The sequence below is a fragment of the Ruegeria sp. N8 genome, from assembly GCF_056531325.1.
Genome location: NZ_JBQFLQ010000002.1, coordinates 1 through 13,086 on the forward strand (window position 1 = coordinate 1; position 13,086 = coordinate 13,086).

General features: G+C 59.1%; 14 protein-coding genes and 1 pseudogene. 5 read left to right on the top strand and 10 right to left on the bottom strand.

Annotated features, from left to right (window positions below):
- The 3 genes and pseudogenes from ACR0C5_RS04105 to ACR0C5_RS04115 all read right to left on the bottom strand — a co-directional run.
- Window positions 1-103 (bottom strand): annotated as a pseudogene (locus ACR0C5_RS04105) ((2Fe-2S)-binding protein); the annotation flags it as partial.
- Window positions 104-212: 109 nt separating this feature from the next.
- The gene (locus tag ACR0C5_RS04110; protein WP_480874761.1) at window positions 213-1,214 is read right to left on the bottom strand and encodes a molybdopterin-binding protein; all 1,002 of its coding nucleotides are present in this window, start codon (window positions 1,212-1,214) and stop codon (window positions 213-215) included.
- Complete coding sequence (locus ACR0C5_RS04115) at window positions 1,211-2,179, bottom strand: XdhC family protein (RefSeq protein ID WP_480874764.1); 969 nt, start codon at window positions 2,177-2,179, stop codon at window positions 1,211-1,213. The genes ACR0C5_RS04110 and ACR0C5_RS04115 overlap by 4 nt, the downstream gene beginning before the upstream one ends.
- A gap of 224 nt (window positions 2,180-2,403) precedes the next feature.
- Between ACR0C5_RS04115 and ACR0C5_RS04120 the strand changes: the two genes are divergently transcribed.
- Window positions 2,404-2,904: a hypothetical protein gene (locus tag ACR0C5_RS04120; protein ID WP_480874766.1), complete on the top strand. Its 501-nt coding sequence runs from the start codon at window positions 2,404-2,406 to the stop codon at window positions 2,902-2,904.
- 2 nt (window positions 2,905-2,906) lie between these two features.
- On the opposite strand, the gene ACR0C5_RS04125 is transcribed toward ACR0C5_RS04120, so the two are convergent.
- Together ACR0C5_RS04125 and ACR0C5_RS04130 are read right to left on the bottom strand one after the other, a co-directional pair.
- The gene (locus ACR0C5_RS04125; protein ID WP_480874769.1) at window positions 2,907-4,163 is read right to left on the bottom strand and encodes a vWA domain-containing protein; all 1,257 of its coding nucleotides are present in this window, start codon (window positions 4,161-4,163) and stop codon (window positions 2,907-2,909) included.
- Window positions 4,163-5,071, bottom strand: a complete 909-nt coding sequence (locus tag ACR0C5_RS04130) for an AAA family ATPase (RefSeq protein WP_480874772.1) — start codon at window positions 5,069-5,071, stop codon at window positions 4,163-4,165. The genes ACR0C5_RS04125 and ACR0C5_RS04130 overlap by 1 nt, the downstream gene beginning before the upstream one ends.
- 152 nt (window positions 5,072-5,223) lie before the next feature.
- On the opposite strand from ACR0C5_RS04130, the gene pyrC reads away from it, so the two are divergent.
- Window positions 5,224-6,261, top strand: coding sequence for a dihydroorotase (pyrC, locus tag ACR0C5_RS04135; protein WP_480874774.1), 1,038 nt, complete (start codon window positions 5,224-5,226; stop codon window positions 6,259-6,261).
- Here pyrC and ACR0C5_RS04140 read toward each other — a convergent pair.
- Window positions 6,258-7,553, bottom strand: coding sequence for an MmgE/PrpD family protein (locus tag ACR0C5_RS04140; protein WP_480874777.1), 1,296 nt, complete (start codon window positions 7,551-7,553; stop codon window positions 6,258-6,260). The genes pyrC and ACR0C5_RS04140 overlap by 4 nt on opposite strands.
- A 38-nt stretch (window positions 7,554-7,591) precedes the next feature.
- A complete protein-coding gene (locus tag ACR0C5_RS04145; protein ID WP_170769594.1) occupies window positions 7,592-8,038 on the bottom strand; it encodes a type II toxin-antitoxin system RatA family toxin in 447 nt (148 codons plus the stop codon).
- 73 nt (window positions 8,039-8,111) lie between these two features.
- Here ACR0C5_RS04145 and hpt point away from each other — a divergent pair, with 73 nt between their 5' ends.
- A complete protein-coding gene (hpt, locus tag ACR0C5_RS04150; RefSeq protein WP_170784648.1) occupies window positions 8,112-8,654 on the top strand; it encodes a hypoxanthine phosphoribosyltransferase in 543 nt (180 codons plus the stop codon).
- A gap of 133 nt (window positions 8,655-8,787) precedes the next feature.
- Complete coding sequence (locus ACR0C5_RS04155) at window positions 8,788-9,147, top strand: hypothetical protein (RefSeq protein ID WP_170769592.1); 360 nt, start codon at window positions 8,788-8,790, stop codon at window positions 9,145-9,147.
- On the opposite strand, the gene ACR0C5_RS04160 is transcribed toward ACR0C5_RS04155, so the two are convergent.
- Window positions 9,128-10,294 carry an amidohydrolase gene (locus tag ACR0C5_RS04160; protein WP_480874780.1) on the bottom strand — a complete coding sequence of 389 codons (1,167 nt, stop codon included), beginning with the start codon at window positions 10,292-10,294 and terminating at the stop codon, window positions 9,128-9,130. The two genes, ACR0C5_RS04155 and ACR0C5_RS04160, sit on opposite strands and share 20 nt — an antisense overlap.
- Window positions 10,291-11,241, bottom strand: a complete 951-nt coding sequence (gene lipA, locus ACR0C5_RS04165) for a lipoyl synthase (protein WP_170784644.1) — start codon at window positions 11,239-11,241, stop codon at window positions 10,291-10,293. Before lipA ends, ACR0C5_RS04160 begins: the two co-directional genes overlap by 4 nt.
- A 261-nt stretch (window positions 11,242-11,502) precedes the next feature.
- Here lipA and ACR0C5_RS04170 point away from each other — a divergent pair, with 261 nt between their 5' ends.
- Window positions 11,503-12,051: a redoxin family protein gene (locus tag ACR0C5_RS04170; RefSeq protein ID WP_480874784.1), complete on the top strand. Its 549-nt coding sequence runs from the start codon at window positions 11,503-11,505 to the stop codon at window positions 12,049-12,051.
- A gap of 73 nt (window positions 12,052-12,124) precedes the next feature.
- Here ACR0C5_RS04170 and ACR0C5_RS04175 read toward each other — a convergent pair whose 3' ends face one another.
- A complete protein-coding gene (locus ACR0C5_RS04175) occupies window positions 12,125-13,048 on the bottom strand; it encodes a hydrogen peroxide-inducible genes activator (RefSeq protein WP_170784640.1) in 924 nt (307 codons plus the stop codon).
- Window positions 13,049-13,086 lie beyond the last annotated feature (38 nt).

The window sequence follows — 13,086 nt, forward strand, 5'->3', positions numbered from 1 at the left end:
CCGTCATCCCTAAATGATCACGCAAAAAGCCAGACAATAACGTCCGTCCCTCAACTTCACCGCTCACAGCTACGCCGTTCACAGTCATCGAGACCTGTGCCATGAAATCCTCCCGTTTCGTGTTGTTCCTCGGATCGAGTTAAACACGCGGGTTTTCATTTGAGAACAAAAATCTGAGGCGGTTCAGAGGATTGTCGGGAAAGCGCACCGCATCACGGTTTCCGAGAAGAACGGGGCTGCGGGCGCGTCGGGATCTCTTTCAGCAACCCACCAACCCCCATTCTGGCGATGTCGAGCCCCGTTGTTTCGATCCCGCAGGCCACGCGGGACAAAACCCAATCGGCCCCGTTCAGTGCAGGTGAACGCGCGCAGCCCGGCAAGCCAATCACGGGCCGCTCGCCAAGCGTTCCGAGAAACAGAAGGTTGCCCGGATCGACCGGCATTCCGAACCGGTCCACCTGCCCTCCGGCGGCGCGTACCGCCTCGGGCGCCACGTCGTAAACGTCGGACGTGGCCGAGCCGGTCAGGATCATGACGATATCCCCCTCAGCGTGGGAAACAGCCGAGGACAAAGGTTCTGCCTGATGCGGGACGATCCGAACGTCTGACAGTTCCATCCCCAGGGCTTCGACACGGCCGCGGATCGCTGCGATCCCCTTTTCGTTCGACGGGCCACCGGGAATATCAGTCACCACCAGACCCGCCGTTTTGTGAACCGGTGAGACCATACGGATGGATGCCTGTGCCAGACGTGCTGCGTGCATCACATCGCCTCCGGGCACGGCATAAGAGATAACCTTGACCGTAGCCACCATGCCGCCTTCGCCCATCTGCTGGTATTGCGGAACAGTCGCGACGGTGATCATCGGGTTGACGCGATTGAACGCTTCCAACGCCTCGACATCCAGCACGGCGACGCCCGGTCCATCCGCCAGCAGGTTCACTCGACCGGTAAAAGGTTGGGTCACGCGTAAACCCGCCTCGGTTGGGTTCGGAGCCAGAGCAGCGGCCAGCATCCGGGCGGCCTCATCCTCGTGACAGTCACCGGGTTCCAGTTGCGCGACAGTGACGGAGCCAAGGCCAGCCTCGGTCAGGTCTTCGATGTGGTCTGCCGTCAGCGCGATGCCTTTACGCAGCTTACGGTCACCGACCTTGATCGAATGGGCAAGGATCGTGCCTACGGCCTCGGCAACGGGGACAGGACCGAACTTCACGCCTTGCCTCGTAACACGGCGGTCATCTGTGCCAATATGGCGACTGCAATTTCGGACGGATCGGCAGCCCCGATATCCAGACCAACCGGACCATGAATGCGGGCAATCTGATCTTCGGTGAACCCGGCCTCGGTCATACGAGCCACGCGTTTGGCATGGGTCCGGGTCGAGCCCAGAGCACCGATGTAAAACACCCCGGCGGCCAACGCTGATTCCAGCGCCGGGTCGTCCAGCTTGGGGTCGTGGGTCAACAACACCACAGCGGTGCGCGAATCCAGACCCAGCTTGGCAACAGCCTCATCCGGCCAATCGGTCAGGATGGTTTCCCCCGGAAACCGGGCGCTGGACGCAAAAGCATCCCTTGGGTCGATAATCGCGGGGTCATAGCCCGCAATCCGCGCCATCGGCACCAGCGCCTGCGCAATATGAACCGCGCCCACGACAATCAGGCGCAAAGGTGGGTTGTGAACAGCCACAAAGGTCTTACCGTCCTCTTCGAACCCCGAGCGATCCATGCGCAGCCGGTCGGCATAAGCATTGCGACGCAGCGCGCGGTGGCCGGTTTCGACATTGACCTCATAGGCGAGTGGTTCGCGCGCCGCGCGCGCCGAAACCAATTCGCGCAGCATGGGTTCGGGCAGAACGCTTCCGATGGGCTCGACCAACACCCGGATCGTCCCTCCACAGGCCAGACCAACAGCGAACGCATCTTCGTCGCTGACACCAAATTCCAACAGACGTGCTTCGCCTTCATCTATGGCCTCAAGCGCTTCGACGATCACAGCGCCTTCGACACAGCCGCCCGAAACCGAGCCTTCGATCCGACCATCGCCGCCAATGACCAACTGCGCACCCACACGGCGCGGGGCGCTTCCCCAAGTCTCAACCACGGTGGCGAGCGCGGCCTTTTTGCCATTGCTGAACCAGCTCAGCGCAGTTTCTGGGCTGTTGTCGAATCTGTCCATTGCGCCCTCCCATAGTGTTTTGACCCAACATAGGCAGGTTTGGCCAGATGAAAAGGAACCCCGACTTTAAGGTCAGACGCGGCAGTCAGGCTTCGGCGCGAATTGGCTGAGTTTTTACCATTTTCTGCAAAGCATTGATTGTCTGCAGAGCAGATTCTAGCCTACACATACATCTGCTGCATTCCAATATGCGCATATTTAATTTTCACAAGGGAGACAAAGAGTTGAAACGCATTTTTGCACTCGGAACAGCAATCGGACTTTTGGCATTCACGGCAGTCAGTGCAGATACATTCCTGCGCTATGGCGAGGTCGAGGGCTGGAAGGTATTCATTGATCAGGACAAGAAATCCTGCCTGATTGAGGCTATCGATGACTCCGAGAACGTGGTTCAGATGGGGCTAACCGAAGATCGCGGCGTTGGCTATGTGGGCGTCTTCACCAAAGAAAAAACCGACATCAAGCGCGGCGATACCGAGGCTGTGGCAATTCTTCTGGGCGACAATCTCTATATCGGTGAAGCCACCGGCATGAAGGGTAACATCACCAAGGGGTATTCGGGCGGTTACGTTCTGTCCAATGATCCCCAATTTGCTGAAGACATTGCCAAGCAAAAGGTGATGCTTGTCTTCCCCGAGAAGGAATTTGCCTTCACCGTGGATCTGACTGGCACCTACAAGGCCATGGAAATGGCCCGCAAGTGCAATGAAGAACAGCTGAGTTAACCCTAACTCGAAAGCGCGGTCATCAGCCGCGCTTTCTCACCCATGTCATCGGGTTTCGAGATGACCTCGGCCAGATCTTCGAGCGAGGCAATCGAATGCCCGGCCCGAAAGCTGTCTACATGCGGCAACATCGCGGCCACGCCCTGCGCCTTAGGTGCAAACCCGTCCCAGCGCAGCAGTGGGTTCAGCCAGATCAGACGGCGGGCGGAAAGGTGCAGACGCTCCATCTCTTTTCCCAGCGCTTGCGGTTCGCCCCGGTCCAATCCGTCCGAGATTAGCAGAACCACCGCACCCTGCCCCATGACGCGCCGCGACCAGTCGCGGTTGAACGCGTGCAGGCATTCGCCGATGCGGGTGCCGCCCTCCCAGTCCTGCGCTTCCGCCCCAGCGGCGGCCAAAGCGGCGTCCACATCGCGCTGATGCAGGTGGCGGGTAATATTGGTCAGCCGCGTCCCGAAAGTGAACGCGTGAACCTTGGCCCATCCCGCGACTTTCGCGTTCGAGACCGAGTGCAGAAAATGCAGGATAATGCGGCTGTATTGGCTCATCGACCCCGAGATATCACACAGCACCACCAGATTGGGCCAGCGGGTTCGGGGTTTCTGACGGGCGATTTCGTGCAACTCTCCGCCCTGGCGCATGGCGGCGCGCAAGGTGCGGGCGCGGTCGATCCTTTGCCCTACATGGCTGGCTTGACCGCGCCGGGATTCGATTGGTTTTACGGGTAGCGTCATACGGGCCAATATGCGCTTGGCCTGAGCGATCTCTGCGGTGCTCATCTGTTCAAAGTCCAGACTGCGCAAGCGTTCCTCGGTCGAGGCGGTTTGTGAGGCGTCGATCTCAAGCTCAGTTTCTTCGCCCGTGTCTTGCGTCTCTGGCTGATCGCGTTCGACACCGTCTAACAGCGCCTCGGCCGCGCGCTTTTCGCCCGCGTCGGCCTTGCGGTCTTCCTGAACACCACGGATCGCAGGCAGCATCATGGCCATCATATGCTCCATATACCGCGGGTCGCGCCAATACATGCGAAAGACCTGCGCGAACACTGTGCGATGTTCGGGGCGGTTCACGAAACAGGCGTGCAGGGTCCAGTAGAAATCCTGCTTTTCCGAGAACCCGGCAGCCTGCACCGCGCGGATGGCATCGACAACACGGCCCGTACCTACGGGCAATCCCGCCTTGCGCAGGGCCCGCGCGAAATGGGTGATGTTCTGCGCCAGTTTGGGGTCATCTGGGATATCTAGGGGAAGCTGCTCAGCCATCACACCGGTTCAAGCGTGGCTTTGGCTTCGTCCAGAATACGTTTTGCCTCAGAACCCTGCAGTTTCTGGATGTCGTCCTGGTATTTCAGGATCGCGCCCAGCGTGTCGCCGATCACTTCGGGGCTGAGGTTGATCACATCAAGTGCCAGCAGGCATTTGGCCCAATCGATCGTCTCGGCAACGCCGGGTTTCTTGAACAGGTCTTCGGTGCGCAGATGCTGGACAAAGGCCACAACCTCACGGCTGAGCGCTTGTGCCGCCTCGGGTGCGCGGGCATGGAGGATTTCGATCTCACGCTCGAAATCGGGGTAGTCGACCCAATGGTAGAGGCAGCGGCGCTTCAGGGCGTCATGCACCTCGCGCGTGCGGTTCGAGGTGACGATGACGATGGGCGGTTCCGGCGCTTTGACGGTGCCCAGTTCGGGAATTGTAACCTGAAAGTCGCTGAGCGCTTCGAGCAGGAACGCCTCGAAAGGCTCGTCCGTACGGTCCAATTCATCAATCAGCAGGACCGGCGCGCCGTGTTCGTCCGGGCGCATAGCTTGCAGCAGCGGGCGCTCGATCAGGTAGTCGTCCGAGAACAACTCGGATTGCAAGGCACCCCGGTCGGCGCCGCCTGAGGCTTCGGCTGTGCGGATTGCTACCATTTGCGCTGGGAAGTTCCATTCGTAAACGGCGGAGGACGCATCTAGCCCCTCATAACATTGTAGTCGGATCAGTCGGCGGTTCAGCCCGGCGGCCAGCGCCTTGGCGATCTCTGTCTTGCCGACACCGGCCTCTCCCTCCAAAAATAGCGGGCGGCCCAGTTTCAGCGACAGGAAGACAACCGTGGCCAAGGCCCGTCCGCAGACATAGCCCTGATCGCCCAGCATGGTCTGAACGGCGTCGATGGAATTTGGCTGTGTCATGGCGATCTCCCTCGGGGCACAAGAGGTCACGACGGCGCGCGCGCGTCAAGACCGGGGCTTTGCAAGGAGTTACGACGTTCGGGCATGTTGACAAGGGGCAGCCGTGCATTCGGGGCCTTTCACGGCTGCGCGCACTGTGCTAGCCGGGGGCCATGACCGATACCCTGACGATCCGCCGCCCCGACGACTGGCACCTGCATTTGCGCGATGGCGCGATGCTGGAAGCTGTCCTGCCCGAAACCGCGCGCCATTTCGCCCGCGCGATTATCATGCCAAACCTTGTACCGCCCGTGGTGCGCGGCGATCAGGCCGCCGCCTATCGTGACCGCATTCTGGCCGCCCTGCCCGACGGGATGAGCTTCGAGCCGCTGATGACCCTTTATCTGACCGAGGACACGGATGCCGAGGATGTCGCCGCAGCTCATGCCAGCGGGCTGATCAAGGCGTGCAAGCTGTATCCGGCAGGGGCCACGACCAATTCGGCCTCGGGCGTGCGGGATTTCGACAAGGTGCGCCCGGTACTGGAAAAGATGGCCGAGATCGGCCTGCCCATGTGTGTGCATGGCGAGGTTACGGATGCGGAGATCGACATTTTCGACCGTGAGGCCGTGTTTATCGAGCGCGTTCTGGATCCGATCCGCAAATCGACCCCCAGCCTGCGCGTGGTGATGGAGCATATCACGACCGCGAACGGCGTGGACTATGTCAAAGCCAATGGTACTGATCTGGGCGCGACGATCACGGCGCATCACCTGATCATCAACCGCAACCATATTCTGGTTGGCGGGATCAAGCCACATTACTACTGCCTGCCCGTCGCCAAGCGCGAGGAACACCGGCTAGCGCTGTTGGCCGCCGCGACCTCGGGCGATGCGCGGTTCTTCCTTGGTACTGACAGTGCACCGCATACGGATGCGAACAAGGAAATGGCCTGCGGCTGTGCCGGGTGCTTCACCGCGACGAACACGATGTCACTAGTGGCCGAGATGTTCGACCGTGAAGGGGCGTTGGACAAGCTGGAAGGGTTTACCTCGCTCAATGGCCCCGGTTTCTATGGCCTGCCGGTGAATGAGGACACGATCACACTGACCAAGGGCGAACCGGTCGTGTATCCCGCAAAAATCGACTCTGGTGACGGGCCTGTCACGGTGTTCGACCCAGGATTCCCGCTGCATTGGCGCGTGGTCTAATCCGCAAGCAATGCCGCCAGATCGCGGGCGCGGCCTCCGGTGCGCAGCATCGACCAGATCGAGTCCGCCTCGTCACCGCCGATCAGTTTGGCGGCCTTGCCGCGCACCCGATCTTCTCGCTCAGATAAGGGCATCGGGGTCAGAAGATCATGGCTGGCCTCTTTGCGCGCACCATCACGGCGCAGCAGGATCAGGTGGGCTTGCGTCTCGGACAGCGTTTCATCCGCTTCGACCGTAACGCGATCGCGCAGCGAGATCAGGCGCGGATCGGCGCAGGTTTTCTCGGAATAGCTGACGGGCAAGGCGGTGTCATATCCCAGCGCCTGCATCGCAATCACCGTCCGATATGAGAACTTTGCGCCCAGCCCAGTTGTCGGAGAAATCTGGTTGCACACGCTCATCCATCGCGGATGGGTCTTGACCGTGATCTCGGCCACTTCGGGTTCGGCGATGTCCAACGTGCGTGCGGCCTCCAGCGCTGCGTGCAGCCCGTGGCAGCAAGCGTGGAACTTGTGGCTGACGGATTCGAACAACCAATCCTCGCCCAACCGGTCCAGCGCGGTTTGCGTATCGTTTTGCCCCTGATGGGTTGCGCCGAACCCATAAGGGCCTTCCATAGCCTCGACATTTGGATCAAAACCTTTGGCGATCAGCAAAGCCGCCTCGACGCCAGCCGAGGCCGCAAGCCCCGCGTTATAGGGCTTACCCATAGTTCCAAACTGCGCTTTGAGCCCCGCCGCGCGGGTCGCCGACAGACCCAGAACTTTGCGCATCTGATCCACATCGAACCGCAGAATACGGCCCGCAGCCACGGCCGCCCCAAACGCGCCGGCTGTAGCCGTCTGATGAAACCCGGCCTGATAATGGTCGCGCCCCAACCACAGCCCCACGCGGATTGAGACCTCCATCCCCACCAAAGCGGCCTCAAGAACATCCACAAGAATGCGGTCGTCCCATTCACCAAGTGCAAGCGCCGCAGGTAGAATGGCCACCGACGGATGGCCGATATGGGCGAAATGCGTGTCGTCATAATCGAGCGCATGCGACACCGTCCCGTTAACCAGAGCCGCCCCGCGTAAGGGCGCGGCCCCACCGCCGAATAGATGGGCCTGCATGGTGCCGCCCTCATCAAGAACCAAGGCGCGCACGGTCTGCGAAACGGGTTCGTCTACCCCAGCCCGCCCCACCGCCAGCCAATCCAAAACGGACAAAGACGTCACGATACGGGCTTGTCGCGACGTGGAAACGGGGCCAGCAGCAAACCTGGCCAAGGTATTGGTAAAATCACTCATGCGGCGCAGTCTAGCGTGCGCCGGGGTCGGGTAAAGCCTTAGCCGTACAAATCTGCGGCGCGGGCCTCGAAGGCTTTGACCACACGTTGCATGGCTTCGTTAAAGACGACCCCGATGATGCCCTGCAGGATGGCGTTCTTGAACTCGAAATCCACATGAAACGAGATGTTGCAGCCCCCTTCAGGCGCGTCCGCGAACTGCCAATCGGATTTCATGTATTTGAACGGCCCGTCCAGATACTCGGTGTCGATCCGGCGCTCCTCGGCGTGTAGTGTCACGCGGCTGCCGAACCGTTCGCGGAACACTTTGAAGGAAATCACCAGGTCGGCCTCTAGCACCTGTGCCTCGCCCGCCGCATAAGTACGCCTGATCCGGGCCGCCGCGCACCACGGCAAAAACTGCGGATACTTCGCCACATCCGCGACAAGGTCATACATCTGCTGAGCGGTATACGGCAGGTGACGTGTCTCGGAATGGGTCGGCATGGCGGTCCGCTATTTGCAGGTGACAATGGCGCGTCATGTCGTATGTTGCGCGCCAAAGATCAAGGGGGCAGTGATGACAGACCGCGCATATGTGATAGATGAGATGATCTCGGCCAAGGCCATCGCCGCCCGGATCGAGGAGTTGTGCCGCGAGATCACAGCCGAGTTTGGCGCAACCGACAAGCTGGTTGTCGTTGGTCTTTTGCGCGGCAGTTTTGTTTTTATCGCTGATCTGGTGCGCGAGTTGGACCTGCCTATCGAAGTGGATTTTCTCGAGGCGTCCTCTTATGGAGATTCCATGGAGAGCAGCCGTGAAGTACGTATTCTCAAGGACTTGCGCGGCGCAATTGAAGGACGCGATGTGTTGGTGGTTGAAGATATTGTCGATACCGGCCACACGCTGAACCACGTTACCAAACTGCTGCAAAGCCGCAAGCCTGCGCGGCTGAAATCCATTGCGTTGCTGGACAAACCCAGCCGCCGCGAGGTCGACTTCCGCTCGGACTGGATCGGGTTTGAAATCCCTGATGAGTTTGTCGTGGGCTACGGCATCGATTACGCGCAACGCAATCGCAACCTGCCCTTTATTGGCAAGGTGCGATTTGTCAAAGACTGAGCGGCCCTCTGACCTATCCAGTTTGTGCAAGTAGCAGTGGTTAAGCTTCCTAAAAATTCTCCTATTTGAATATTATTGGACATTCCTCCCAGCAAGAGACTACCATTCGAGTACTTTGGGAGGTTTTTTACGTATGAAAACACTGTCTATTGGACTTATGGCGGCTTGCGCGGTAGCCGCAACAGTTGGAATTGCGGATGCAAAGGACAACAAGGGCAAAGGTAAAGGCCCCGACAAGTCGAAAATTGAAAAGTCGGTAAAAACAAATAAAGGCGTCGGTGTACCGCCCGGACAGATCAAGCGTTACACGCGAGGTCAGAAAATCCCTAATGACTTGGATTTTGACTATCTTGACGACCTCGATGGTTGGAAGTTGAAACCCCTGCCCGCCGGTCAGCGGTATATCCGCGTAGATGACGAAATCCTGTCGATATCCGATGACACAAAAACAGTTATTGATGCCGTTGGAATTGTCAGTGATCTCGTAAACTGAGGGCTCGGCCTACAAGAGATCGAATTACTGCACTGAAAACATCTACCCCTACAGGGATCAGCGCGTCCGGAAAATCATAGTCCGGGTTGTGCAGTTGCGGGTGCGCTTGTCCGGCACCCAGCCAAAACATCGCCGCCGCGGCGCTTTTGCCAAACTGGCCGAAATCCTCGGAAAACTTTTGAGGCTCATTCGTGAGAGTACAAGGCACGCCCTCCGTGACACAAGCCTCGGCAACCGCAGCCACTGCTTGCGCATTGTTTGTGCAGGCCTCAAACACATCCTCATAAGTGATCTTGACCGCCAATCCCTGGGCTTCTGCTGTTTGGGTGACAAGATCTTCGGCTTCGGCGATCAAGCATTTCATACGGGTGTCAGACACGGTGCGCAGCGTCACCCACAGTTCGGCCGCTCCGGGGGCGACGCCGAATGTGGGTTCGCCCAGCCGCGCATGGGTCACGGTCGTCAGGGCGAAATCGGCATTCAATGCACCGCCCGTTCCTAGATCCGCAAGCTCCGACATCAAAGACGCGAGCGCTCCAGCCGGCGAAATTCCATCCTTCGGTTCCGCCGCGTGAGAGGTCTTGCCACCAAGCATCACCCGCATCCCGCGTGACGCGCAGTTGGCGGGGCCCTCACACAGCAGCACCTCACCTAGCGCAAGGCCCGGCAGGTTGTGCAGTGAAAATACGAAGTCCGGCGCGATTGGCGCAAACTGAGGATCAGCTATATATGATACTGCCCCCTGCCCGGTCTCCTCGGCGGGTTGAAAGATCAACACCACACGGCCCTTTTGCGGAGGGGCCTGGGCCAGATGATCAGCTACGCCCAGCACCATGACCATATGGCCATCATGCCCGCACAGATGCCCTTTGCCGGGGATCTGCGAACTGTAAGGCAAATCCCCCAGTTCTTGAATCGGCAGACCATCCAACTCACACCGAATGGCGACGGTGGGTCCAGGTGCCGCGCCATCGAATACTGCGGCCACTCCATGACCGCCGATACCGGTCAGGACTTCGTCAGCGCCCAAATCGGTCAGCAGACCGGCCACACGCGCAGCTGTGTTATTCTCTTGCCCTGACAGTTCGGGAAACCGGTGCAGGTCATGGCGCAGAGCGGTTAGTCGCGCCAGCGTCTCGGGACTCACCCCTGATCCAACATTTTCTGCCGTGCGGCGCGCAGGCGGGCAAAGTCATCGCCCGCATGATAAGACGACCGGGTCAGCGGCGTGGCCGAGACCATCAGGAACCCTTTGCCATAGGCTGCTTTCTCATAAGACGCGAATTCCTCCGGCGTCACGAACCGATCCACCGCATGGTGTTTCGGCGTCGGTTGCAAGTACTGACCAATAGTTAGAAAATCGATATCGGCAGCGCGCATATCATCCATCACCTGCCGCACTTCTTGTTCCTGCTCACCAAGCCCAACCATGATGCCGGATTTGGTAAAGATCGACGGATCGAGTTCCTTGACCCGCTGCAACAAGCGCAAAGAATGGAAATAGCGGGCACCGGGGCGCACCTCAGGGTAGAGACCCGGCACAGTTTCAAGATTGTGGTTGAACACATCCGGCTTCGCCTCGACCACAGCTTCCAGAACCGATGGCTCGCATTTCAGAAAGTCCGGGGTCAGAATCTCGATCGTCGTCTTGGGCGAGCGGTGCCGCACCGCACGAATGGTCTGGGCAAAGTGGTCTGCCCCACCGTCGGCCAGATCGTCGCGATCCACCGAGGTGATCACCACGTGGTTCAACCCCAGCTTTTCAACCGCATGGGCCACACGACCCGGTTCGAACACATCCAGCGCATCCGGTCGGCCAGTAGCGATGTTGCAGAAGGTACAACCTCGGGTACAAATCTCGCCCATGATCATCATGGTGGCGTGGCCTTGGCTCCAGCATTCACCAACATTGGGGCAACCTGCCTCTTCGCAGACGGTGACTAGGTTGTTGTCCCGCATGATCCGCCGCGTATCCGCATAACCTTTGCCGCCCGGCGCTTTGACCCGAATCCAGCTTGGTTTCTTGGGCTGAGCATTATCGGGCTTATGGGCCTTTTCAGGGTGACGTTGTTCGGGGATCTTCAGATCACGCACGGCTGGCTTTCCTGACTTTGGGTCAATTTGCTGTCGTCTAACATAGTCTGACGATCCGCACCATGCCACTGGGACATATCCGCCATGCGTTGGTGTTTTTGCGACGCAGCATTCAACAGTTGCGACACGCGATTGGGTACGAACCACCGCACGATTTCAGCAGATTAGGCAAATTCGCACTTGCAGCAAAAGGCCGATTGAAGCGGGGTTGGAACTCTTTTAAAGAGCCGAAAAATCATCAATGAATCACAGGAGATGAATATGAAATCCGGTGCCAAACTGCCTGAGGTCACGTTCCACACCCGCGTCCGCGATGACGCCGTCGAAGGCCCCAACCCCTTCCGTTGGGAAGACAAGACCACCGCAGATTACTTTGCAGGCAAACGGGTCATCCTGTTCTCGCTGCCCGGTGCGTTCACGCCCACATGCTCGACCTACCAACTGCCGGGGTTCGAAAACGGCTATGCCGATTTCATCGCCAAAGGGATCGACGAGATCTACTGCATGTCGGTCAATGACAGCTTTGTCATGAACAAATGGGCCCAGGATCAGGGGCTGAAGAACGTCAAAGTCATCCCAGACGGCTCGGGCGAGTTTACCCGCAAGATGGGGATGCTGGTCGACAAGGACAATCTGGGGTTCGGAATGCGTTCGTGGCGCTATGCGGCCATCGTCAATGATGGCGTGGTCGACGCATGGTTCGAAGAGCCCGGCCTGATGGATAACTGCCCTGAGGACCCATATGGCGTATCCTCGCCGGAAACGCTGATGCAGCATCTGGAAGACGCAAAAGAACCTGCGCTGGCCTGAGCGTCCATCTTTTGAAGTCGGAACGACCCGCCCTTGTGGCGGGTCTTTTTTGTGTACGCGTGACCGACAGGATTTATATACGCGTAATCGACACGATGTCTTCGCCGACCACACGGATCACATCGGCCAGACTGTCAAACCAATCCTCGGCACGGGTAGACCTGCGCCGGACCAATCCCACAGTTCTAAAGGGCTGCGGTTTGCCGAACCGTTGTAACTTTAACCCCGGCACTGCCCCGGTTTCGGCCTTCGCCGCCAATTCCGGCATCAGCGTCAAACCGAATCCTTCAGCCACAAGCCTTGACAAGGTCGCCAACGAAGACGCGCCCATATTGATCAACCCACTGCTGCGATCCTGCCCGCAGACCTCAAGCGCCTGATCCGTCAGGCAATGGCCATCATCCAGAAGCATTAACTGCGTGGTTTGCAAATCGACAGGGCGCAGCGCCTCGGGGTCCTGCCTCATGGTCTGCAAACGACCCGCGCTGCCTGCCAGCAAGAAGCGGTCTTCAAACAAGGGCAGTTCGAACAGCTCATTGCCGCCAGACGGCAGCGCCATGACGCCTGCGTCGATCTCTCCAGCGCGCAGCATGGCCAATAGACGGTCCGTGCGCGCCTCGCGAATCTGCACCCGTAGCGAGACATCTGAGGCGCGAAGCCCTGCAAGAACTCCCGGCAGGATATAGGGCGCGATGGTGGGAATAATCCCGATAGACAAAGACCTGTGCCCGCCTGAATGGTCGCGCGCGAACTGGTCAAGCCGGTCCGCTGCGCCCAGCACCTGCTGCGCATAGTCCAGAACGTCCCGCCCTAGCGGCGTCAGCAGAATATCGCGAGCCTGCCGTTCGAACAGCGGGCCGCCCAGCGTTTCCTCCAGAGCCTTGATCTGCACCGACAGGGCGGGTTGCGAGACGTTGCACATCTGCGCCGCCCGGCCAAAATTGCGCTGATCGGCCACGGCATTGAAATATTGAAGTTGTCTGAGCGTGAAATTCATAACCTTTGATTATCTCAACACCGCCCAACCGCAAGGGC